The sequence below is a fragment of the Burkholderia cepacia genome (assembly GCF_001039005.1).
In the GTDB taxonomy this organism is placed as follows: Bacteria; Pseudomonadota; Gammaproteobacteria; order Burkholderiales; family Burkholderiaceae; genus Burkholderia; species Burkholderia theae.
Genome location: NZ_LDWR01000023.1, coordinates 70,947 through 93,855, shown reverse-complemented (window position 1 = coordinate 93,855; position 22,909 = coordinate 70,947). Strand labels below are relative to the sequence as shown.

Genomic DNA, 22,909 nt, shown 5'->3' with positions numbered 1-22,909 from the left:
CGCGTCGCTGCGCATACCGCGCCACTTGCGGGCCGCCTCGGGCGGCCCGCTTGCGTTCCGGCGGACGGAAAATTCGAGCCGAAGAAAACGCGTCGGTAACGGCCCGCCCGCTCCGTTCGACGCGCCCGTTCAGCGACGTGCTACGAGCGCCAAGTCGGCTTGCGCTTCTCGAGGAACGCGTCGATCCCTTCGCCGGCATCCTCTTCCATCATGTTGCGCGCCATCACGTCGCCTGCGTACGCATAGGCTTCGTCGAGCGGCAACTCGCGCTGGCGGTAGAACATCTGCTTACCGACTCGCACCGCGGCCGGGCTCTTCGCGACGATCTCCGCGACCTTGCGCGCGACGGCCGCGTCGAGCGCGTCCTCGGGCACGGCCTCGTTGACGAGCCCCCACGCGGCGGCCGTCGCCGCATCGACGAAACGCCCGGTCACGAGCATGTCGAACGCGCGCTTCGCCGTGACGTTGCGGCTCAATGCGACGGCCGGCGTCGAACAGAACAGCCCGACGTTGATGCCCGATACCGCGAAGCGCGCGGTGTCGGCCGCGATGGCGAGGTCGCACGCGGCGACGAGCTGGCAACCGGCCGCCGTCGCGATGCCCTGCACGCGCGCGATCACCGGCACCGGCAATGCGCGCATCGCCAGCATCACGCGGCTGCATTGCGCGAACAGCGTGCGGTAGTAATCGAGGTCCGGCTTGCCGCGCATCTGCCGCAGGTCGTGGCCCGCGCAGAACGCCTTGCCTTGCGCGGCCAGCACGACGCAGCGCACGTGCGGATCGGCCGCCAGCGTATCGAATGCATCGTGCAGGCTCGCGAGCATCGCTTCGGACAACGCGTTGAACTGCTGCGGCCGGTTCAGCCGCAGCGTGACGACGCCGTCGTGCGACTCGCGCAACAGGATCGGCTCGGCAGTCTCTTGATCGGGTTCCATGATGTTCCGCTCGACGGGTTTCGATCGGGCGCACACGGGCGGCACGCGCCCGCGTTCGCGACTGACATGATCACGAATCGTCCTCCACATTGCGCGCGACGTCCAGCCGGGACGGCCAGCATGCCTGCGCACCGCCGCACGGCGGCGCCTCGGCTTGCGCGCGTTACGGGTGCCGCTGCGCAAGCTTCCCCATGCTCGCGCCTGCGATCAGCGCGACCAGCACCGCCGCTGCATACGTGGCAAAGCCGAGCACCGCGACCGCCCGCAGCGCCGCCATCAGATTCGGCAACAGCATCGTCGCGGCGCCGGCGATTGCGACGCCGAGCAGGCTCCCTGCCTGCCTTGCCGCATTGAGAAATCCCGATGCGACACCCGCCGCATCCGCCGGCACCTGTTCGAGCACGGTCGCGATCATCGGCGCCACGGACAACGCGGTCCCGGTGCCGAATGCCGCCATCGCCGCCCACGCCGCGGGCCACGGCGCGTGCATCGTCAGCGCGGCCGCGAGCGCCGGAACCGCGCACGTCGCGAGGAAAAGGCCGCCGGCCATCAGCTGCGTCGCGCTGGCCCGCCCGAGCAGCTTGCCCGACAACAGGTTGCCGAGCGACAGGCTCAATGCAAGCGGCAACAGCATCAGCCCCGTCTGCCGCGCATTCAGCCCGAGGTTGCCGTGCAGGTACAGGCTCAGGATGAACAGCAACCCGAAATAGCCGACATAGACGAGGGTGCCCATCACGTTCATCGCAATGAACACGCGATTACGAAACCACACGAGCGGCACCATCGGATCGGCGGTGCGCCGCTCGACGACAATCAGCACGGCGGCGGCGAGCGCGGCAACCAGAAGTGCGGCGAGGACTTCAGCCGCGCCCGGACCACGCGTCGGCAGCTCGATTGCGGCAAAGCACAGCGCGCCGAGCGCCGTGGCGCTGGCGAACTGGCCGGCCCAGTCGAAGCGCCGCGCGTCACGCCTGGCCGACGCGCGAACCAGCGCCGCCGCCCCGGCCAGCGCCAGCGCGCCGGTCGGCACGTTGACGAGGAACGCGCTGCGCCAGCCGAAATCCTCCACCAGCACGCCGCCCAGCACCGGCCCCACCGACGCGGCGACGGATGCGATACCCGCCCAGACGGCGATCGCCCGCGCCCGCTCAGCCGGCACATCGAAGGTGTTGCGCACGATCGCCAGCGACGCGGGCAGAAAGAGCGCCGCGCCCACGCCCTGCACGAATCGCGCAGCGACGAGCACGGTCACGGAGGACGCGAACCCGCATCCCGCCGACGCGCCGATGAAGAGCGCGAGGCCGGCGAGATAGGCGTGCTTCGCACCGAACCGGTCGGACAGGACGCCGCCCGCGAGGATCAACGCGGCGAAACTGAGCGTGTACGCATCGACGATCCACGCGAGCCCGGCGACCGTCGCGCCGAGGCTTGCGCGCATCGCCGGCAGCGCAACGTTGACGATAGTCGTATCGAGCACGGCCATGAACATGCCGATCGCGACGAGCGCAAGCGTGAAGCGGCGTTCGCGGGCCGTCAGACGACCGGCCGTCGTCAGCGGTGCGGCGAGGGAAGCAGAGGTGCAATCGGTCATGAGAACTCCAGGCTGAAGCCGAGAGTCTAGGAACCACTCGCGATGCAGAAAAGTGATAATTTCGCATTTACGTGATGCAGAAATGCATCCCCGCCACTCGCTACCGCCCTGCCGGATGAAACCGCTAATGCACATGAACTGGGACAACACCCGCTTCTTCCTCGCCCTGGCCCGCGCCGGCACGCTGCGGGGCGCTGCAGCACAACTGAACGTCGACCAGGCGACCGTCGGACGCCGGATCGCGGCGCTCGAAGACGAGCTTTCCGCGCGCCTGTTCCTTCGAACCCCGGCCCTCTATGTGCTGACGCCTGCCGGCGAAGCGCTGCTCGAACCCGCTGAAACGATGGAACGGGCGTCTCTCACCATCGAGCGACGTGTCATGGGGCTCGACGAGCAGCTTGCCGGGTCCGTGCGCATCGCCACGACCGACACGCTCGGCAAGCGTTTCGTCATTCCCGCGATCGCCCGCTTGCGGCGCAGGCATGCCGGTATCGACGTCGTGTGCGTGACGTCGGCGGAAATCGCCAATCTCACGCGCCGCGAAGCGGATCTCGCGATTCGCACGTTGCGGCCGGAATCGCCGGACCTGATCGTCCGGCGGCTCGGGCATCTCGAAACGGGCATCTACGCATCGCGCCGCTACCTGGCCGAGCGTGGCGAACCTGCCGCGGGCAGTGCGTTCGAAGGGCACGATCTGGTGATGTACCAGCAGCCGGTGGTGCCGACGATGTGGGATGCGCTGTGCGGCGAATCGACGTCGCGCGGCCGCGTGATGTTCCAGACATCGTCGACGATGATGCTGGTCGAGGCCGCGCTTGCGGGCCTCGGCATCGCGGAGCTGCCGTGCTTCCGCGCCGAAGCCGAGCCGGAACTGGTGCGCCTCATGCCGCGACGATGCAATCATTTCGACGTGTGGCTCGTCGCGCATGCCGATCTCTACAAGACCGCACGCGTGCAGGCCGTGATCGAAGCCGTCGTCGACGAATTCGCGACCGCCGCGCCCTCGGGCCGGTAACGAACGGGCTACCGATTCAGCGCGCGACCGGGTTCCGCCCGCCGCGCCATGCGCGCACGCCCGACCAAAGCTGCCCGATACCGGCGAGGAAAAACACGGCGCCCATCCCGCCGAGGGTCAGCACGGTGCCCCAGATCGCGCCGAACGTATTCATTCGCGCGCTCGTCCTGGGTTCATCCGGCGTGTAGCGCACCTCGACCGTCGCGCCGTCCGCCACACTGACGTCGCCGCCCTGCGGGTATTCGACATGCTCGCCCGCGAGCGTCGTGAATGCGATTTCCGGATGATGCGGCCCCGCGTTCAACTTGACGACGTGACCCGGCACGACCACCGACGTCCGCAGGAACTCGCGCGTCGACTGCGCGTACATGACGTCGCCGATCAGCATGCACGTGCCCACCACGGTGAACACGACGCCTTTCGCGATCAGCAGCTCCGTGTGCTGCGCGGCGGTGCGGGCGAGCGGTGCATGATCGATTTTCACTGGCATCTGTCCCGTTCCTGATTGTTGTGGATGCCGGGCGTGATGCGCATGACGCGCAGGCACGCCGCCCTCGGCATCCGGCAGGATACGAGCATCGCGGGGCACTGTAAATTGCGCCGCTGCCCGCCGCTTCCCTCCGCTACTCCGCGCTCGCGACGCGCGCGATCGTCTGCCGCAGCCAGACATGCGCGGCGTCGCCGTGCCGGCGCGCATGCCAGTGCTGCGCGAACTCAAACGAATCGCTTCGCGGGGATGATCGTCGTGCAATGGCAGACGCCCGCGCCGCGCGCGCCGGTTGCATCAGACAACGCGGCGGCCGCGCAACCCGAGCCGCTGCGTTGAATGCGCAACCGGCGTCCGGCCCGCACCCGCGAAGCGCGCGTCAGCCCGCGAGCTTCTTCAGCGCGTCGAGCACCGCGTCGCCCTTGAACGGCTTCACGATCCAGCCCTTCACGCCGGCGGCCTTGCCGCGCTCCTTCATCGCCGGGCTGCTTTCGGTCGTCAGCATCACGACGTTGACCGCCGTGTTCGCGAGTTCGCCGCGGATCTTCTCGACCATCGTCAGGCCGTCCATGTTCGGCATGTTCACGTCGCTGATCACGAGGCGCACGCCGGGCGTCGCCTTGAGCTTCGCGAGCCCGTCCTTGCCGTCGACCGCCGTCGCGACGTCGAGCCCGTGATTGCGCAGGAAGCCCGCGACCTCGTCGCGCACCGTGCCCGAATCGTCGACCACCAGAATCTTTGCCATGCCGTATTCCCCTTTCCTTGTTGCTGACTTCAAAACAGTTCGAGTTCGCCCGATTCGACCATCGGCCCCACGTCCTGCACCGATTCGCGGAAATCCTCCGGCGACCAGCTGAGGCTGAACACGAAACGCTGGTCGAGACAGACGGAGCGCCCCGATGCCGGGTCGGTCATCCGGTACTTGAAACAGAGCTGCGGACAGTCGCCGCCGAACGAAATGAATTTCTGCTTGTGATTGACGACGAGCGGCACCTGCACCGGATGGCGCGCCAGTGCCTCGGCGTCGCCGAGATAGCGGTTCTTGAACGCGCCCCACACGAGGTTGGTCAGCTCGCCGAGCACGCTGTTCACGTCGCGGAAATCGGGCGCGCGGCCGTCGTCGCGCGTGCCGCCGAGCATGTCGAGCAGCGGCTGCTCGCTCGTCTGCAGCAGCATGTAGCCGCGGCACCACGCGCTTTCGAGCGCGATCAGGCTGAACACTTCGCCGAAGATGATCTGGTCGCGCACGATGCACGGCGTGTCGTGCTCGATCGCCATGCCCGGAAACAGGCTGTCGATGCGCGCCTCGGTGATCTCCGAGATGCCGCGCACGAGCGCGTTCGGGTAGTCCCGGCCGAACAGGTATTCGTCGATCGCGCGCTTGAGCGGCGTCATGTCGTCCGCGACGTAGGCCGCACACGCCACCCGCGCCAGGGCGTCGGGGAGCCCGTCGCGCGACGCGAGCGATTCGCGGCGAAGGATGATCGGCAGCTCGGGCCGCAGCGCGTCGATCTGCGTCGCGATGATCGCGCTCTCGGCCGGCGAGCCGCCGTAATCCTCGGCCAGCAGAATCGCGCCGAGATCGATGTTCGAGCGCAGCACCTTCAGCAGCCGGTTGCGCCGCACGGTCAGGCCGACCAGGTTGTGCTCGTCGCAGAAACGCTTGATCGCATCGGCGTGCGCGCGGCTGTCATCGAGCACGAGCACCTTGCTGACGGGTTGGTCTACGGTCATGTCAAGGGTTCCTAATGGTCGGTCAGAAGAGTTCGAGCTCACCGCCGGTATCCACCGTGGCCGTGTCCGGCATGTGAAAATCGACCGGCGCGTTCGCGCACACGCACAGCGTCGCGCCGACCCGCACGTCGCCGTCGAGCGTCAGGTCGTATGCGGCGACGTGATCGGGCGCGAGCGCGGGCAGGTAGTCGATGCTCGCGCCGCTCAGCAGGTAAGGCGTCGACATCCCGAGATCGGGAAACGGCACGGTCAGCGCCTGGTTGATCGCGCCGCAGCACAGGTTCGCGACTTCCATGAACGCTTCGGGCAGCGGCCGCTGGCCGCTCGTGCCCGCCGTCGCGCCGGCGAAACGGCGGCGCGTCGCATCGTCGTCGCTGAAGCGCAACGCGAGCAGCAAGCGGAAATGCAGCGCGGATATCGTCAGCACCGCGACGTGCTCCGGCACCTTCGGTTTCGATCGCGACGCGGCACGCGCAGGCTCGTGTGCGTCGGCCGCGGACGGCCGGATGTCGCACGCGCCGCCGGACGCGAGCCGCGTACGCGCCGCATCGAAAAAGATCCGCTCGAAGCCGGCCCTGGCCTGCGCGCTGATCACGCCGCCTCTCCTTCGATCCGCGTGTGCAGTTGCCCGGCCAGCGTCTCGACGGTCGCGAGCGCGGCCGTGATCATCTTGCCGCCGGCCTGGATGTCCTGGAACGTCGCAGCCGTCACGAGATCGTTGCGGTTCAGGCTATCGCGATAGCTGTTCGACAGTTGCTGCGAGCGCGCGGCCAGCCCGCGCACCTCGCTCGCGACGATCGAGAAGCCGCGCCCGGCCGTGCCGGCACGCGCGGCCTCGATCGACGCGTTGAGCGACACGATCGACACGTGCGCGACGATCGCCGACAGTTCCTGGTTCTTCGCGCGCATGTCCTGGTTCTGCGTGGTCAGCGAGATCATCTGCTCGTGCCAGCGCTCGAACGTGCCGGCGAGCCCGCGCAGGCGCGCGGCTTCGTCGGCGATCTTCATCGCCTGCTGCGCGAGCGCGGCGCGATCGGCCGACAGCGCCTGCAGCGCGTCGCGCTGCGCGCCGGTCGCAGACGCCTCGCGCGCCAGCGCATCCTCGAGTTCGGCCTCGCGTTGCGTCCATGCATCGGCCGCTTCCGCATGCGCCGACGCCGCCTGTTCGGCGCGCGCCTCGGCCGCCTCGAGCGCGCCGCGCAACGCATCCGCGTCGTGTTCCATCGCCGCGACGAGCCGCCTGCGCATCACGCGAAACGCGACCGCCGCCACCACCGCGACGACAACGCCGCCCGCCAGCGCGGCGGCAACCTGAATCATCCACGCCTGCACGATCACTTCGTCACTCCGCCGCGCCGATATCCGCGATACGTGCGCGCTCGTGCACGGCGTCGTGACCGGCGCCGTCCGCCGCGAAGCGGGCCGGCAGCGACACGATCGTCTCGAACGCGCGATACGGTGCGCCGACATGATCGTCGGTGAAGCGCAGCGCGATATCGCCACCGTCGCGCTTCAGGAAGTTGCGTACCGCGTCCATGCCGACGCCGCGTCCCGACACTTCGGTCACCGCGTGCGCGGTCGAGAAGCCCGGCCGGAAGATCAGCTCGGCCACATCTTCGTCGGACAGCCCCGCGTTGTCGTCCGCATCGATCCAGCCGCGTTCGTGCGCGATGCCGCGAATCCGGTCGAGCGCGAGGCCGCGGCCGTCGTCGCTGAGCACGAACCACAGCTCGTCGCTGCCCACGCCGACCGCGATGTCGATCGTGCCGGACGCCGCCTTGCCGGCCGCACGCCGCTCGTCGGACGATTCAATGCCGTGATCGATCGAATTGCGCAGCAGGTGCATGAACACGTTCTTCAGCGTCGCGCCGATCTCACTGCGCACGCGATGGCCGTGGCTGTCGATATGCACGACGGGCGCCGGCTTGCCGAGTTCGGCCGCGAGCGACGGCAGCGACTCGATCACGCCGCCGAGCGCGTCGCCGATGCCCTGCGTGCCGAGCTGGCTCAGCATGCGGCGCACGGAATCACGCGCCGCGTGCCAGTCCGCTACGTTCGCCGGATCGGCGCCGTCGAGCACGCGCAGGCTCTCGCTGATATGCGCGCGTTCGACCATCAGGTAATCGGCCCCGCCCTGCGCCGGTTCGCCGCTGCGGCCGAGCGTGACCGCGTTGATCGTCGCGTAATGTTCGACCGCCTCGCGCACGCGGGCCAGGTCGTCCATCAGCGCGTCGCGGTTCCACTCGGGGCCGCCATCCGCACGGCGCAGCGACTCGTACGCCTGCTCCGCCTCATGAACGATGTTGGTCAGGTGCTGGAGGCTGTACGTGCGCGCGTTGCCCTTGATCGTGTGCATGTTGCGGAACAGCGCCGCGACGATCGAGTGATCGACGCGCTCGTGCTGGCGGATCATCCGCTCGTTCTCGCTGAGGAAGCCCTTCGCGCTGTGCACGAAGTCGTGGAACTTGTCCTGGCTGATCGACAAAATCTCGCCGATCATCTCGAGGCGGCGCTGTTGCTCGCCAGCCTGCGCGGTCAGCTCGCGAATCTCCGTCACGTCGCGCACGCACAGCATCAGGCGCACGACCGTGTCGGTCTCGTCGGTGATCGCCGACCAGCTCAGGTCGAGCCACTTCTCGCGGCCGTCCGGCATCCGCTTCGCGACTTCGTTGACGAGCAGGTGCGCGTTGAACTCGAAGTTCATGCTGTCTTCGCCCAGGCATGCGTGCACGGCCGCATCGACCTGCGAACGCGCGTCGGAGCCGATCCCCGAATCGTCGAACACGAGCGCCATCAGGTCGCGGCCGGCGATGTCGCTCGTCTCGAAGATGGTTTCGAGGTACGCGGAATACTCCGCATGCACGACGCCGCCTTCGACGACGGTCAGGATCCCCTGCTGCATGTTCTGCAGCATCGCCTGGATGTCCGCCGTCTTCTGCTTGAGCTGCGCGGCGTTCTCCTGGATCTTCTCGATCATCCCGTTGAACGCGACGATCGAATGGCCGATCTCGTCCATCCGGCCCACCGGCACGCGGCGCGTGAAATCCTGGCTCGTCGCGATCTCGCTCATCATCGTCTGCATCCGGATCAGCGGGCGCGTGATCTGGCGATACAGCACGAAGCCGAGTGCGGTCAGCAGCACGATCACCGTGCCGGCGACACCCGCGATCGCGGTCGCCGTCGTCGCGAGCATCCCGTTCAGCGCGCTGATCGCGTCGTCCTTCTGGCGGTTCTTCTCGACGCGCAGCGTGTCGACGATGCTTTCGAGTTCGTCGCGATACTGCGCGACGTTCGCGAACAGGTAGGCCTGCGCCATTTCGGGCTTGCCGTCCGTCTTCATCTTCACGGTGTCGTCGATCGCCGCGAAATAGTTCGCGACGCTGTCCTTCGCCTGCGTGACGAGGCCTTCCTGCGCGCGGCCGACCGCCGACTTCGCCTGCACGTCGAGCGCGGCGCGCAGTGCGCCCTGCTTGGCCTTCAGCTCGTCGCGCGCCTGCGCGGCGGTGTTCGCGTCGGGCGCGTAGACGAGCGTCATCGTCGCGATCTGGATGTTCTTCACATCGGCGACGAGATCCGCCGACGCGAGCGCGCTCGGCACGATTCCCTGGGTGACCTGACGCACCTCGGACGCGCTCTTGCGTGTCTGGTACACGGCATAGATGCCGATCGCGGACAGCGCGAAGAAGGTCAGGACGACTAGCAGCGTAATGCGATGACGGATGGTCATGAGTACAGCTCCCCGCAGCGATCCGGCTTCGATCGCCCTTTGGTCTATTGAAAGAATGTGAGCGCCGAATTATCGGGGATGGTGTATGACTGTCCGATGACCGTAATTCAATCGGTCATTGAGGAAATTGCAATGATTAATTGCGGCGAAAAAACCCTAAAGTTTTTCGCGGATCGACCGTTAACCACCGGGCACCCGCGCCAGAACGGCTGCGGCGTGTGACGAATCGGCGGCATAGCGGATATTCATTGTTTTATTCGGATTCCGCCGATTCAATTTCATTGATGATCGGTAAAACGTTTGCGCATTATCGCGCGAGTCGATTACTTTCCGTCCCTTGATGCGAAAAATATCGCATGCGATGCGCGGGCTCGCGCCGGCCCGCGTCGTCGCTTACGGATCGAGCGCGCCGCCCGACCAGCCGGCCGACGGCCGCGAACCCGTCAGCTTCAGCGCGACGTCGCCCTGCGCGACCAGCCGCTCGCGGTTGCGCGTGACGATGCGCCCGGCCTGCGGCGCGACCAGCACATGCTCGCTGCCTGGCACGCCCGGATGCGCGACGATCCGCGCGACGCGCTCGCCGGCCTCGACCGTCGCGCCGAGTTCGCGTTCGTAGACGAGCACGCCCGACACCGGTGCGATCAGTGTCTCCATATGCGCGATCGGTACGGCTTCGCCGTGCCAGTCGGGCGCGCCGGGCGACTCCGCAATCACGCCGCGGCCGCGCAGGAACGCGAGTACGCCGTCGGCATCGCGCTCGGCGAGCGCATCCGACACGTCGGACTGCCCGCGCAGCTCGACGGTCGCGACGAGCCGGTCGCTCAGGCCACCGCTGCGTGCCCAGTGCGCGACGACGGCGCCTTCGAACGCGCCGTCGTCGTCCTCGTCCCACAGGATCGCGACATCGGCGCCGAGCGCGGCGGCGAGATCGCTGCCCGCCGGCCACAGGTCGCGATGCAGGTACACGTACGGCAGCGCCTCGGAATCGGTATGGAGGTCGAGCACGATATCGGCGTCGCACGCGGCGGCAAGCAGCGTGCGCTGCCACGCGGCGAATGTCGTCGCGGGCCGGCGCGCAGCCGCCGATTCGTGGAAATGCCGGTTGAAATTGCGGTGCGTCGTTTCGTGAAAGCGGCCCAGCAGCCGCCCCTGCCGGAACTGCGCAAGCCCGAGCGGGTTGGCCTGCGGCACGACCGTGACCGTGCCGCGCAGCACGCCGCGATCGTGCGCCGCGCACAGTTGCGGCAGCAGCCGGTGCAGCACGAGCATGCCCGCGATCTCGTCGGCATGCACGCCGGCCTGCAGGTGCACACGCGGCCCGTCGCCGGCCGACAGGCGCCACGCGCGGATCGCGAGCGGTTGCCCGTTGTCGCCCGGCACCTGCCAGTTCAGCGTGTCGATCATCGTCTTTTCTCCTTCAGGACCGGTGCATCATGCATGACGATTCACGACGACGCACGCGAATCGGCGCCAAGGCTTGCGACGAATGCAGCGATGCGCTCGCACGCGTCGGTCAGCCGCGCATCGTCGACGACGAAACCGAAGCGCACGAAGCCCGACGCGGTGTCGCCGAACGCGCTCGCGTCGAGCAGCGCGACCTGCTTCGCGCGGAACAGCCCCCACGTGAACGCATGCGCATCCAGCCCGGTGCCGCGCACGTCGACCATCATGAACATCCCCGCTTCCGGCAGCAGGCAGCGCAGCCCCGGCACGTCGCGCAGGCGCGCGTAGGCGAGATCGCGGCGGCGCCGGTAGAGTTCACGCATGTCCGCGACGATCGCGGCCCGGTTGTCGAGCGCGGTGACGGCCGCCTGCTGGATGAAGCCCGGCAGCCCGTACAGCATGCACAGCGCGAGCCGCTCCGCATGCTCGATCAGCTCCGTCGGGCCAATCGCCCAGCCGACCCGCCAGCCCGGCATCGCATGTGATTTCGACAGGCTGCCGAGTGTCACCGTGCGCTCGGCCATCCCCGGCAGCGACGCGATGCTGACCATTTCGCGCTCGAACGTCAGCGCCGCATACACCTCGTCGGACACGACCCACAGATCGCGCTCGCAGGCGAGCCGCGCGATCCGTTCGAGGTCCGCGCGCGGCATCACGACGCCGGTCGGGTTGCAGGGCGTCGCGAAGAAGATTGCTTTCGTGCGCGGCGTCACGGCCGCTTCAAGCGCGTCGAAGTCGAGATGAAAACCGCGCGATGCATCGACCGGCACCGGCACGAGCGTCGCGCCCGACGCGCGCACGCTCGCCTCGTAGGTGAGGTACATCGGCTCCGGCACGATCACCTCGTCGCCCGCCTCGCACAGGCACATCGCCATTGCGAACAGCGCGTTCTGCGCGCCGGCCGTCACGATTACGTGCTCGGCGCCGACCGCCTGCCCCGACGCTTTCGCGTGCTCGCGCGCGATCGCCGTGCGCAGTTCGGCGCGGCCGCGTACTTCGCTGTAGTGCGTGTCGCCGCCGCGCAGCGCGGCGACCGCACGCTCGACGATCACGTCGGGCGTCGCGAAATCGGGATCGCCGACGCTCAGGATGATCGCCGGCTCGCCGGCGGCAACTGCCTGCTGCGCCGCGTAGTGAATGTCCCATGCGGTCGTGCGCTTGCCCTGCAGGCGATCGACCAGCTTCGAATAGTTCATGCGTCCTCCATCGCGCGGCGTCCGTCCGGCTGCCGCGCCGTCAGTGGGTTCATTCAGCGCGGCATGCGCACGGGCACGCGCCGCTCGAGCCGGCCGAACGCGCGCTCGATCACGAACGCGAGCGCGACATAGATCGCCGCGATCGCCAGCAGCGGCTCGTAGGTCCGCAGCGTCTGCGCGCGGATATAGTTCGCGGCGCCAAGCACGTCCATCACCGCGACCGTCGATGCGAGCGCCGTCGATTTCAGCAGCATCACGGTCTCGCCGGCCAACGTCGGCAGCAGAATCTGGATCGCGCGCGGCAGCCATACGCGGCGCGCGATCATCGACGGGCGCATCCCCATCGCGCGCGCGGCCTCGATCTCGCCCTTCGGCACGCCGCGCAGGCCGGCACGCAGTACCTCGCCGACATACGCGCCGACGCTGATCACGAGCGCGAACGCGACATACCAGAAACCGTCGCGCAGGAACGGCCAGAACACGCTGTCGCGCAGCGCGGGCCAGCCCGCGAACAACGAGCCGACGCCATAGTAGATCAGGTAGATCTGCACGAGCAGCGGCGTGCCGCGTATCACCTCGGTGAAACCCTTGCTGACGCGCGCGACGATCGGGTTCGGCGACAGTCGCGCGAACGCGACGGCGATCGCGAGCCCGAAGCCGAATACGGCCGAGATGACGAGCAGCTTGACGGTGGTCAGCACGCCGAGCAACAGCAGCGATCCATAGGAAGACAGTACGCTCAGATCCATGACGTTGATCCGGTTCGATGGGAAAGCATGCGGGAGAGCGCGGCGCGGTTCACGATGCCGGCATCCAGCGGCCGAAGCGGCGCTCGATTTCGCGGAACAGCACACCGGACAGCGACGTGATCGCGAAATACACGGCAGCCACCATCAGGTAGTAGTGCATGTATTCGCGCGTCGAACCGGCCGCCTGCTTCGCCGTGTAGAGCAGCTCGCTGTAGCCGACCACGCTGATCAGCGCGCTGTCCTTCACGAGGATCAGCCACAGGTTCGCGAAACCTGCCAGCGCGTACGGCGCCATCGCCGGCAGCGTCACGCGCCGGAACACGAGCCCCGGCGGCGCGCCGAAAGCGCGGCCGGCCTCGATCTGCCCGTACGGAATCGCAAGGATCGCGCCGCGGATGATCTCCGCCGCGTACGCACCCTGCACGATGCCGAGCACGATCACCGCCGCCGCGAACCCGTTGACCGCGACCGGCCCGACGCCGATCGCCGTCATCAGCAGGTTGATCGCATCGGTGCCCGCGTAGTAGAGCAGCAGGATCAGCAGCAGTTCGGGCACCGCGCGGCACACCGTCGTGTAGCCCTGCGCGATCCGCTCGAGCGCGCGCACGCCGGACAACTTCGCGGCCGCGCCCAGCAACCCGAGCACGATGCCGACGACGAACGCGCCGAGCGAAATCTCGAGCGTCACGCCCGCGCCCTGCAGCAGCGCGACGCCCCAGCCGTCCGGGTCCATGCCCAGGTAGCTCACCCATCCCCAACCGTCCATGCCGCCTCCTCGTCCGTGCGTGCGCCGGTGTATCCGTGTGCCGGTAGCGGCGCGATCAGTGCGGCCAGAGGTCGATCGGGAAATACTTCTTCGCGATCTGCGCGTACTTGCCCGACGCATGCAGCTGTTCGAGCGCCTGGTCCATCTGCTGCTTCAGCGGCGCATCGGCCTTGCGCATCCCCGCGCCGACGCCGTAGCCGAAGATCGCCGGATCCATCTTCACGCTGCCGGGGCCCTTCAACTCGAACGTCGAGCCATCCTTCGACTTCAGGAAATCGAGGATGCCGAGCTGGTCGAGATACATCGTGTCGATCCGGCCCGCGACGAGATCCGCGTTGCAGTCGTCCTGCGTGTTGTACAGGCGCACCGTCGCGCCCTTGCCGTACGCCATCTTGATGAACTCCGCGTTCGCGGTGGAGCCCTGCACGCCGATCACCTTGCCCTTCAGGCCGTCGGGCGTCAGCGTGAGCTTCGTGTTCTTCGCGCCGACGAAGGTGCCCGGCGTCTCGTAGTACGGCCGCGAGAACGCGATCACCTTCTGGCGCTCCGGCGTAATCGACATCGAGTTGAAGATCACGTCGATCTTGTCGCTGAGCAGCGCCGGGATGATGCCGTCCCACGCGACTTCCTTGATCTCGCACTTCGCCTTCATCTGGTCGCACAGCGCGCGGATCAGGTCGGCCTCGAAGCCGCTCCACTGCCCGGTAGGGCTCTTCATCAGGAACGGCGGATACGGTTCGGCGGCGACGCCGAAGCGCAGCACGCCCGACGACGCATGCGCGGAACCGAGCGGCGCGAGCGCCGCGACGACGATACTGAACAGGCACAGCAGACTGCGTACGACACGTTTCATGGTCGGACTCCTTGCAGGAAAGATAGGGATCGGGCGGGCCGGCCCGCGCGTTCGCGGGCGGCTCCCGTGATTCAGTGGTGCTGCCGGTGCGCGTTGACGAACTGGCGGCAGCGTTCGCTCTGCGGCGCATCGAAGATTTCCGACGGCGTGCCGCTCTCCTCGACGCGCCCCTGGTGCAGGAACAGCACCTTGCTGGACACGTCGCGCGCGAACGCCATCTCGTGCGTGACGAGTATCATCGTGCGGCCTTCGCACGCGAGATCGCGGATCACCTTCAGTACTTCGCCGACGCGCTCGGGGTCGAGCGCGGAGGTCGGCTCGTCGAACAGCATGACTTTCGGCCGCATCGCCAGCGCACGTGCGATCGCGACGCGCTGCTGCTGGCCGCCGGACAGGAAGGCCGGATAGACATTGCGCTTGTCGGCCAGGCCGACGCGTTCGAGCAGTTGCTCGGCGCGCGCGATCGCTTCGGCGCGCGGTTCGCGCAGCACATGCACGGGCATCTCGATCACGTTCTCGAGCACCGTGCGGTGCGCCCACAGGTTGAAGCTCTGGAACACCATGCCGAGCCGCGTGCGGACCCGCTCGACCTGACGCGCATCGGTCGGCACGGTGCGCCCCTTGCGGTCTACTTTCAGCCCGATCTCCTCGCCGTCGACGACGATGCGCCCCCGGGTCGGCGTCTCGAGCAGGTTGATGCAGCGTAGCAGCGTGCTCTTGCCCGATCCGCTCGCACCGATCAGCGAGATCACCTCGCCTTCGCGCGCGCTCAGCGACACGCCCTTCAACACTTCCAGGTCGCCGAACCGCTTGTGCAGATCTTCCACCTGCACGCGTTCCTCGACGTCCGTTTTCACGCTCTCCACCCGCGCCAACATGCTGTCTCCTGTGTCGAATTCTCACGCCCGTCCCACGCGGGATCGTGGCGTCTTGTTGAATGGCCGACCAACCTCATGCGGAGTCGAGTATAGGTGCTGTTGAACAATGGTTCAACAGTTTTAAAATAATCCAGAGCAAGGGTTTTCGCGGGTTTCGCGACGCTTTCATCACCGTAATTGAACAAGCGTCCGGCACTCCCCTATAATCGGTGCCATGACGATTCCGTAAGGTCACCACGTGAAAAAGACTCCTGGCACGGCACCGGTTCAGGCACGCAGCCGCGGTATCCGAGAAACACCCGCGGTGCGTCAGCAATCGATCATCGACGCGACGATGCGCTGCATCGCGCGCTACAGCTATTCCGAGACCACGATCGACCGCATCTGCGCGGAAGCGAAGGTCTCGCGCGGGCTGATCAATCATCATTTCCAGTCGAAAGACGAACTGATGGCGCAGACCTACAAGCGGCTCGCGACCGACCTGCTCGACGTGTCGCGCGCGGCGGCCGCGAACGCGACGGGCCCCGAGGAAAAGCTCGACGCGATCATCAAGGTCTGCTTCGCCACGCCGGTGTTCGCGCCGAAGAACGTGAAGGTATGGCTCGGCTTCTGGAGCGTCGCGCACAGCGACCCGGTGATCCGCAAGGCGCACAAGGAGCTGTACAGCGGCTACCGGCAAGCGTTGAAGAAGCTGTTCGACCAGATCGCGGAAGTGCGCGGCGGCACCGTCGACAGCGATCTCGCCGCGCTGACACTGACGGCCGTGATCGACGGCTTCTGGCTGGAGCTGGCGCGCGACCCGACGTCGTTCACCGCGGAAGACGCGCTGACGAGCTGCCTGCGCGTCGTCGATACGTTCCTCCCGCCGCCGAAGACGGCCCGCAAGCGGGCGTAACGCATCACGCGCGCACCCGTCGCCGGGCGACCGGCGGCGGCAACGACGGCCTCGCACAGCGAGGCCGTTCGCGTTTTCAGGCCGCGCGGATCTCGATCAGGTACGGCGCGTCGTGGGCGGCCGCTTCGCTCAGCGCACCGGCCAGCGAGGTACCCTCTTCGACCCGCTGCGCACCCCATCCGTACGCACGCGCGATCGCGACGAAATCCGGCGTGTGCAGATCCACGCCGACCGGCTCGACACCGACGTCGACCATCGCGCGCTTGATCTCCCCGTACCCGCCGTTGTTCAGCAGCACGACGATCACGCGTGCGCGGTGCTGCACCGCGGTACCGAGCTCCGCGAGCGTGTACTGGAGCCCGCCGTCGCCGGCCACGCAGACGACCGGGCGCGACGCGTCGCCAATGCTCGCACCCACGGCGGCCGGCAGCCCGTAACCGAGCGAGCCGAATCCCACCGACGCGTTGAACCAGCTGCGCGGGCGCGGCGCCGCGAAACCGACGTTGCCCGCGTAAACGATGCGGGTCGAATCGCCGACGATCGCCGCATCGGGTAACGCGTCGCGCACGCTGTCGAGCAGCGCGAGGTCGCGCCGCATCTCGTCGTTCAGTTCCTGCCGCGCCGCCGCGCGGCACATCGCTGCGCGTTCGACGCCGTCGCCGTCCGCGCGCGCGGGCGCAGCGGCCGGCCAGCTGCGCCGGAGTGCGCGCACGGTTTCGCCGACGTCGCCGAGCAGCGGCAACGCGGGCACCGCGTTGCGGCACAGCTGTTGCGGGTCGATGTCGATCCGCACGAGCGGCGCGGGTATCGCGAAGCTGCGTGTTGCGTACAGATCGTAGTCGGTCGGCCCCAGCTCGGTGCCGAGCGCAATGATCAGGTCGCTGTCGCGCATCAGCGCACGCACCGCGTCGCTCGACGCCGACCACGCGATGCCGAGCGGATGGGCGGGCGGCAGCACGCCGCGCCCGTTGATCGTCATCACGACCGGTGCGTCGAGCGTTTCCGCGAGCCAGCGCACGTCGTCGGCTGCGTCGAGCGCGCCGCCGCCCGCGAGGATCAGCGGCGCGCGCGCGGCGGCCGCCTTCGCACGGAATGCGTCGATGCCCTGGGCCGATGCGGGCCCCGGCGCGATGCGCGGCGGCGCGGCCGGCACCGGCGGCAACGCATCGGCAGGCGCCGCGAGCACGTCGAGCGGAATCTGAATATGCACGGGGCGCGGGCGGCCGCCCGAAAACACCGCGAATGCGCGCGCGATCGCCTGCGGCAGCGCGTCGGCGCGCGGCACCGTGTAGCTGAACGCGGCGACGTTGTCGGCGAACGCATGCTGGTCCGGCAGTTCGTGCAGATGGCCGTTGCCCGAACCAATGTCGCCGGATGCGTTGACGCTCGAGATCACCAGCATCGGAATCGAATCCGCATACGCCTGCGCCATCGACGTCGCGATGTTCGTCATGCCGGGCCCGGTGATCACAAAACACACGCCGGGCTTGCCGGTCGCGCGCGCATAACCGTCCGCCATGAAACCCAGGCCCTGCTCGTGGCGCGCGCTCACGTGACGCAGCGCGCTGCCGGCCAGGCCGCGATACAGCTCGATCGTATGCACGCCGGGAATGCCGAACACCGTGTCGACGCCGTAGGCGGCGAGCAGATCGACGAGGTACATGCCTACTGTTTTCATAAGGTTTCCATCGTTCAGGACAGGTTTGAAGATCGTACGCCGGCCGCTGCCGTCAATGCGCGAGCCCCGGCAGCAGTTCGCGCACGCCCTGCGCGAGCATCTGGAACGCGATCGCGGTCAGCACGATGCCGGACAGCCGCTCGACCAGCGTCCTGCCGATCTCGCCGAGCCGGCGGCACCACGACGCCGAGCACGCATACGTGAGCCCGATCACGCCCGCATGCAGCACACAGGCGGCGCTCAATGCCAGCAGGTCGGCGGGCGTATGGAAGCGCGTCGCGGTCGTGATCACGAGCGACATCACCGCACTGCCAATCGACAGCGGAAAGATCAGCGGCACCGCGATGTAGTTGCGCCATTGCGCATACTCGAGCCGCGTGTCGCCGCCGCTGCGTTCGTCGTTCGCCGTGCCGCGCATCATCGGGATCGACCACAGGCACAGCACGAGGCCGCCGGTCAGCGTCAATGCGCCGAGCGTCAGGCCGAGCATGCGCAGCAGGAACTGCCCGCCCCATACCGCGCCGACCATCAGCGTCGCGATCCACGCGAACAGCCGGAACGCGATCTGCCGCTGTGTCGTATCCGGGAAATGCCCGGTGACCGCCGCGTACATCGGGATCGCGACGGGCGGACAGAACAGCGTCAGCAGGCCCGTCAGGAACAGCAGCACGTCGCTCGACGTCAGGGTCATCGTTCGCACTCGGATGCGGTCGGGTGGATAAGGAATGCAATGGCATCGCGGCCGGGGCTTGGTCAGCCGAGTTCGGCGTGGAGTTCGGGGACCGTCGCGAACAGATCGCCGACGAGGCCGTAGTCGGCCACGCTGAAGATCGGCGCTTCCGGATCCTTGTTGATCGCGACGATCACCTTCGAATCCTTCATGCCGGCCAGATGCTGGATCGCCCCCGAGATGCCGACCGCGATGTACAGCTGCGGTGCGACGATCTTGCCGGTCTGGCCGACCTGATAGTCGTTCGGCACGTAGCCTGCGTCGACTGCCGCGCGCGATGCGCCGAGTGCAGCCGACAGCTTGTCGGCCAGCGGCTCCAGCACCTTCGTGTAGTTCTCGCCGCTACCCAGACCGCGGCCGCCCGACACGATGATGCTTGCGCTTGTGAGTTCCGGACGGTCCAGCTTCGTCACCTCACGGCCCACGAACTGCGACTTGCCGGTGTCGGCCGCTGCCGCGATCTTCTCGACCGCTGCGCTGCCGCCTTCGGCCGCCACCGGATCGAAACCCGTCGAGCGCACCGTGATGACCTTGACCGGGTCGCTCGACTGCACCGTCGCGATTGCGTTGCCCGCGTAGATCGGGCGCTCGAACGTGTCGGCTGAATCGACCGCCGTGATGTCCGAGATCTGCGCGACGTCCAGCTTCGCGGCGATACGCGGCGCGATATTCTTGCCGTAGGCGGTAGCCGGCGCGAGGATGTGCGAGTAGTCCTTCGCGATGTTCAGCGCGGTCGCTTCGACGTTTTCCGCGAGGCCCGCTTCGAGCTGCGGCGCGTCGGCCAGCAGCACCTTCGAAACACCTGCGATCTTTGCTGCCGCATCGGCCGCCGCTTGTGCGTTGTGGCCCGCGACCAGCACGTGAATGTCGCCGCCGACGAATTTTCCAACCTCGGCTGCCGCCGCCACCGTATTCAACGTCGCGGCCTTGACCGACGCGTTGTCGTGTTCTGCAATCACCAGAATCGTCATTTCCTTGCGCTCCCTCTTACAGCACCTTGGCTTCGGTCTTCAGCTTCTCGACCAGCGTCTTCACGTCCGGCACCTTCACGCCGGCCGCGCGCTTCGGCGGTTCGACCACCTTCAGCGTCTTCAGACGCGGCGCGACGTCCACGCCCAGGTCTTCCGGCTTCACGGTTTCCAGCGGCTTCTTCTTCGCCTTCATGATGTTCGGCAGCGTCACGTAGCGCGGCTCGTTCAGGCGTAGGTCCGTGGTCACCACGGCCGGCAGTCGAAGCGACAGCGTTTCCGCGCCGCCGTCGACTTCACGTGCGACCGTGGCCTTGCCGTCGGCGACCGTCACCTTCGACGCGAACGTCGCTTGCGGCAGGCCGGCCAGCGCAGCCAGCATCTGGCCCGTCTGGTTCGAATCGTCGTCGATCGCCTGCTTGCCGAGAATCACCAGTTGCGGCTGTTCCTTGTCGACCAGCGCCTTCAGGATCTTCGCGACAGCCAGCGGCTCGACGCTGTCGGTCGATTCGACGAGGATCGCGCGATCCGCGCCGATCGCCAGCGCCGTGCGCAGCGTTTCCTGCGCCTGCGTGACGCCCACCGACACGGCGATCACTTCGGTCGCGACGCCCGCTTCCTTCAGGCGCACGGCTTCTTCAACGGCGATTTCGTCGAACGGGTTCATCGACATCTTCACGTTCGCGAGGTCGACACCCGTGTGGTCCGACTTCACGCGGACCTTCACGTTGTAATCGACCACCCGCTTCACTGCCACCAGTACCTTGATGCTCATTCATTCCCCCGGAATCGAATCGTTCAGTCCTGCGCGGCTTCCTGCGGCGCGCGTTCGCGCGGCCGCATGTCGCCATCGAAATCGTCGAGCGTCGGGAACGCCATCGGTTCCAGCCGATCGAGCTGCGTCAGGTACGCGTCGTAGCGTTCGAGCACGGCCGCCCGCTCGACGTCGCCGATATACGGCACGTGATAACCGACAAACGACGGCAGCACGTCGAAACCCGCATAACCGAGCGTGCCGCGCAGCACGTGGCGCAGCATCAGGTCCATCTCGCCGTGCACGCCGTCCGCGCCGAACATGTAGTCGCGGCCGCCGCACGTATAGGCGAGCAGCGCGCGCTTGCCGCGCATTCCGCCGCGGTCGTAGAAGCGCACGCCGCCGTACACCTTGCCCGACACGAGCACGCGGTCGATCCAGCCTTTCATGATCGCCGGCATCGAGCACCAGAACAGCGGGAAGCTCAGGATCAGCAGGTCGCAGGCGACCAGCTTGTCGAGTTCGGCGGCGATGTCGGGCGCGATCGCATGCGCGGCGACGTTCTCGCGCTGCTCCAGCGCATAGACGAGATAGTCCGGGTTCTTCCGCACGCCGAAATCGGCCGCGCTCGCGACCGGGTTCCACTGCATCGCGTACAGGTCGGACACCGTCACGGTATGCCCCTGCGCTTCGAGCGTGCTCACCGCGCGGTGCAGCATCGACGTCGTGAACGACTGCGGTTCGGGATGGGCGTGAACGATCAGGACTTTCATGGTGCTTTTCTTCTCCGCAACGTAACGTTGATTCGGTTGATATCAGACGGACCCGGCCGCACGCTTGCGCAGCAGCGACAGGCCGATCGCGATACAGGTAGCCGCCAGCAGCAGCGTGGAGACCGACGCGATCGCCGGATCCACGTTCTCGCGCATCCCGTCCCACATGCGGCGCGGCAGCGTGTAGACGCCCCGGCTCGAAATGAACAGCGTGACGACCAGTTCGTCCCACGACAGGATGAATGCGAACACGGCCGCCGACAGCACGCCGGGCCGGATCGACGGCAGGATCACGTAGCGCAGCGTCTGCGACAGGTTCGCGCCGAGGCTGCGCGACGCCTGCTCGATCCGCAGGCCGACCGTCGCGAGCGATGCGGATACCGCGACGACCACATAAGGCACCGACAGCACGACATGCGACAGGATCACCGCCGGATAGCTGTCGAGCATCCCGAGCTCGCCCCACAGCCGGTAGAACGCGAGCGCCGACACGATCGGCGGCACGATCAGCGGAAACAGGATCACGCCGCGCACCAGCTCGCCGCGCCGCGATGCCACCTTCCACAAGCCGATCGCGCACAAGGTGCCGAGCGTCACCGAGATCGCCGACGAAACGAGCGCGATCAGCCCGCTCTGCAGGAAGCTCGACACCCAGCCGTCGTCGTCGAGCAGCACGCTGTAATGCCGCAGCGACAGCGCGCCGTCCGGCATCGACAGGTAGTCGCTCGGCGTCAGCGACACGGGCACCGACACGAGCAGCGGCAGCATCAGGAACAGGATCGCCGCCCATGCAATGCCAACCACGAGTGCGCGGCCGGCCGTCAGTCTGGTCTTCATCTTCGATTCCTCCGGTCGGATTCAGCGCGCGCCGAACAGCTCGCGCAGGTCGACGAAACGTGCGAGCAGCGCGAGCGCGGCCAGGATCGACGCCAGCAGCAACGACGCGAGCGCCGCCCCGCTGCCCCAGTTCATGAGCTGCAGGATCTGCGTGCTGATGTATTCGGCGATCATCACCGTGCGGCCGCCGCCGAGAATCACCGGCGTCACGTAAAAGCCGAGCGAGAAGATGAACACGAGGATCGCCGCGCCGACGATGCCCGGCCGCGTCTGCGGGAAATACACCTTGCGGAACGTGACGAGCGCGCCCGCGCCGAGCCCCTGCGACGCACGCACCAGCTGCGGGTCGATGCCCTTCATGTTCGCGTACAGCGGCAGCACCGCGTACGGGATCATGAAGTGGATCATCCCGATCACGACGCCGATCTCGTTGCGCATCAGCGGCAGCGGCGCGTCGATCAGCCCGATGCGCATCAGCAGCGTGTTGACGAGCCCCTGCTCGCCGAGCAGGAACAGCCACGAGAACGCGCGCACCAGCACCGACGCCCAGAACGGCACGAGCAGCCCGAACATCAGCGCGATCCGCTGGCGCGGCCCGACGTGCGCCATCGCATACGCGATTGCATAACCGAGCGCGACCGAGCACACGGTCGTGACCGCACATACACGCAGTGTCGTCCACAGCACGCGGTGCACGCCACGGTTGTCGAGCAGCCGCGCGTAGTTGTGCAGGCCGGGCTCCGGCACCGCGAAGCCGAGCCACAGCACGCGCACGAGCGGATACACGTACAGCACGATCAGCACCGCGAGCAGCGGCACGACCAGCAGCCAGTAGCGGTCGGCTTTCGCGCGGCCGAGCGGGGCGGCGCCCGCGACAGGGGTAGTCAGGGTATTCATGGC

General features: G+C 67.5%; 23 protein-coding genes. 2 read left to right on the top strand and 21 right to left on the bottom strand.

All coding sequences use genetic code 11. The annotated features are described in order from the left end of the window. Positions 1 to 140 precede the first annotated feature (140 nt). Positions 141 to 935: an enoyl-CoA hydratase gene (locus VL15_RS14730; protein WP_048246364.1), complete on the bottom strand. Its 795-nt coding sequence runs from the start codon at positions 933 to 935 to the stop codon at positions 141 to 143. A gap of 163 nt (positions 936 to 1,098) precedes the next feature. After that, entirely contained in the window at positions 1,099 to 2,526 is a 1,428-nt protein-coding gene (locus tag VL15_RS14725) for an MFS transporter (RefSeq protein WP_048246363.1), read from the bottom strand. A gap of 133 nt (positions 2,527 to 2,659) precedes the next feature. Here VL15_RS14725 and VL15_RS14720 point away from each other — a divergent pair, with 133 nt between their 5' ends. Then, a complete protein-coding gene (locus tag VL15_RS14720; protein ID WP_048246387.1) occupies positions 2,660 to 3,541 on the top strand; it encodes a LysR family transcriptional regulator in 882 nt (293 codons plus the stop codon). Positions 3,542 to 3,557: 16 nt separating this feature from the next. Here VL15_RS14720 and VL15_RS14715 read toward each other — a convergent pair whose 3' ends face one another. From VL15_RS14715 to VL15_RS14660, 12 genes are all read right to left on the bottom strand, one after another. After that, on the bottom strand, positions 3,558 to 4,031 hold the full coding sequence (locus VL15_RS14715; RefSeq protein WP_048246362.1) for a DUF3592 domain-containing protein: 474 nt from the start codon (positions 4,029 to 4,031) through the stop codon (positions 3,558 to 3,560). Positions 4,032 to 4,407: 376 nt separating this feature from the next. Next, complete coding sequence (locus VL15_RS14710) at positions 4,408 to 4,773, bottom strand: response regulator (protein ID WP_006486240.1); 366 nt, start codon at positions 4,771 to 4,773, stop codon at positions 4,408 to 4,410. Between the two features lie 29 nt (positions 4,774 to 4,802). Continuing rightward, positions 4,803 to 5,762, bottom strand: coding sequence for a chemotaxis protein CheX (locus tag VL15_RS14705; RefSeq protein ID WP_048246361.1), 960 nt, complete (start codon positions 5,760 to 5,762; stop codon positions 4,803 to 4,805). 22 nt (positions 5,763 to 5,784) lie between these two features. Next, complete coding sequence (locus tag VL15_RS14700; RefSeq protein WP_048246360.1) at positions 5,785 to 6,357, bottom strand: hypothetical protein; 573 nt, start codon at positions 6,355 to 6,357, stop codon at positions 5,785 to 5,787. Then, positions 6,354 to 7,094 (bottom strand): methyl-accepting chemotaxis protein, encoded by a 741-nt coding sequence (locus VL15_RS14695; protein ID WP_419188668.1) that lies wholly within the window; start codon positions 7,092 to 7,094, stop codon positions 6,354 to 6,356. Before VL15_RS14695 ends, VL15_RS14700 begins: the two co-directional genes overlap by 4 nt. A 10-nt stretch (positions 7,095 to 7,104) precedes the next feature. Then, positions 7,105 to 9,489 (bottom strand): ATP-binding protein, encoded by a 2,385-nt coding sequence (locus VL15_RS14690; protein WP_048246359.1) that lies wholly within the window; start codon positions 9,487 to 9,489, stop codon positions 7,105 to 7,107. 393 nt (positions 9,490 to 9,882) lie between these two features. Next, a complete protein-coding gene (locus VL15_RS14685; RefSeq protein WP_048246358.1) occupies positions 9,883 to 10,893 on the bottom strand; it encodes a succinylglutamate desuccinylase/aspartoacylase domain-containing protein in 1,011 nt (336 codons plus the stop codon). A 41-nt stretch (positions 10,894 to 10,934) separates the two neighbouring features. Further along, positions 10,935 to 12,128 carry a pyridoxal phosphate-dependent aminotransferase gene (locus tag VL15_RS14680; protein ID WP_048246357.1) on the bottom strand — a complete coding sequence of 398 codons (1,194 nt, stop codon included), beginning with the start codon at positions 12,126 to 12,128 and terminating at the stop codon, positions 10,935 to 10,937. 53 nt (positions 12,129 to 12,181) lie between these two features. Continuing rightward, complete coding sequence (locus VL15_RS14675; protein ID WP_048246356.1) at positions 12,182 to 12,877, bottom strand: ABC transporter permease; 696 nt, start codon at positions 12,875 to 12,877, stop codon at positions 12,182 to 12,184. Positions 12,878 to 12,926: 49 nt separating this feature from the next. Beyond that, positions 12,927 to 13,643: an ABC transporter permease gene (locus VL15_RS14670; protein WP_048246355.1), complete on the bottom strand. Its 717-nt coding sequence runs from the start codon at positions 13,641 to 13,643 to the stop codon at positions 12,927 to 12,929. A gap of 55 nt (positions 13,644 to 13,698) precedes the next feature. Then, a complete protein-coding gene (locus tag VL15_RS14665; RefSeq protein ID WP_048246354.1) occupies positions 13,699 to 14,496 on the bottom strand; it encodes a transporter substrate-binding domain-containing protein in 798 nt (265 codons plus the stop codon). Positions 14,497 to 14,567: 71 nt separating this feature from the next. After that, entirely contained in the window at positions 14,568 to 15,374 is an 807-nt protein-coding gene (locus VL15_RS14660; RefSeq protein ID WP_048246353.1) for an ABC transporter ATP-binding protein, read from the bottom strand. A gap of 304 nt (positions 15,375 to 15,678) precedes the next feature. Between VL15_RS14660 and VL15_RS14655 the strand changes: the two genes are divergently transcribed. Then, the gene (locus VL15_RS14655) at positions 15,679 to 16,269 is read left to right on the top strand and encodes a TetR family transcriptional regulator C-terminal domain-containing protein (protein ID WP_230684445.1); all 591 of its coding nucleotides are present in this window, start codon (positions 15,679 to 15,681) and stop codon (positions 16,267 to 16,269) included. A gap of 76 nt (positions 16,270 to 16,345) precedes the next feature. On the opposite strand, the gene VL15_RS14650 is transcribed toward VL15_RS14655, so the two are convergent. The 7 genes from VL15_RS14650 to VL15_RS14620 form a co-directional block, all read right to left on the bottom strand. Further along, positions 16,346 to 17,947, bottom strand: a complete 1,602-nt coding sequence (locus VL15_RS14650; RefSeq protein ID WP_048246352.1) for a 5-guanidino-2-oxopentanoate decarboxylase — start codon at positions 17,945 to 17,947, stop codon at positions 16,346 to 16,348. 52 nt (positions 17,948 to 17,999) lie between these two features. Beyond that, the gene (locus tag VL15_RS14645) at positions 18,000 to 18,638 is read right to left on the bottom strand and encodes a MarC family protein (RefSeq protein ID WP_048246351.1); all 639 of its coding nucleotides are present in this window, start codon (positions 18,636 to 18,638) and stop codon (positions 18,000 to 18,002) included. Positions 18,639 to 18,700: 62 nt separating this feature from the next. After that, complete coding sequence (locus VL15_RS14640; protein ID WP_048246350.1) at positions 18,701 to 19,648, bottom strand: electron transfer flavoprotein subunit alpha/FixB family protein; 948 nt, start codon at positions 19,646 to 19,648, stop codon at positions 18,701 to 18,703. A 16-nt stretch (positions 19,649 to 19,664) separates the two neighbouring features. Next, positions 19,665 to 20,414 carry an electron transfer flavoprotein subunit beta/FixA family protein gene (locus VL15_RS14635; protein ID WP_155420215.1) on the bottom strand — a complete coding sequence of 250 codons (750 nt, stop codon included), beginning with the start codon at positions 20,412 to 20,414 and terminating at the stop codon, positions 19,665 to 19,667. A 29-nt stretch (positions 20,415 to 20,443) separates the two neighbouring features. Then, complete coding sequence (locus VL15_RS14630; protein WP_048246348.1) at positions 20,444 to 21,172, bottom strand: NAD(P)H-dependent oxidoreductase; 729 nt, start codon at positions 21,170 to 21,172, stop codon at positions 20,444 to 20,446. 42 nt (positions 21,173 to 21,214) lie between these two features. After that, complete coding sequence (locus tag VL15_RS14625; RefSeq protein WP_048246347.1) at positions 21,215 to 22,009, bottom strand: ABC transporter permease; 795 nt, start codon at positions 22,007 to 22,009, stop codon at positions 21,215 to 21,217. 21 nt (positions 22,010 to 22,030) lie between these two features. Continuing rightward, complete coding sequence (locus tag VL15_RS14620) at positions 22,031 to 22,906, bottom strand: ABC transporter permease (protein WP_048246346.1); 876 nt, start codon at positions 22,904 to 22,906, stop codon at positions 22,031 to 22,033. Positions 22,907 to 22,909 lie beyond the last annotated feature (3 nt).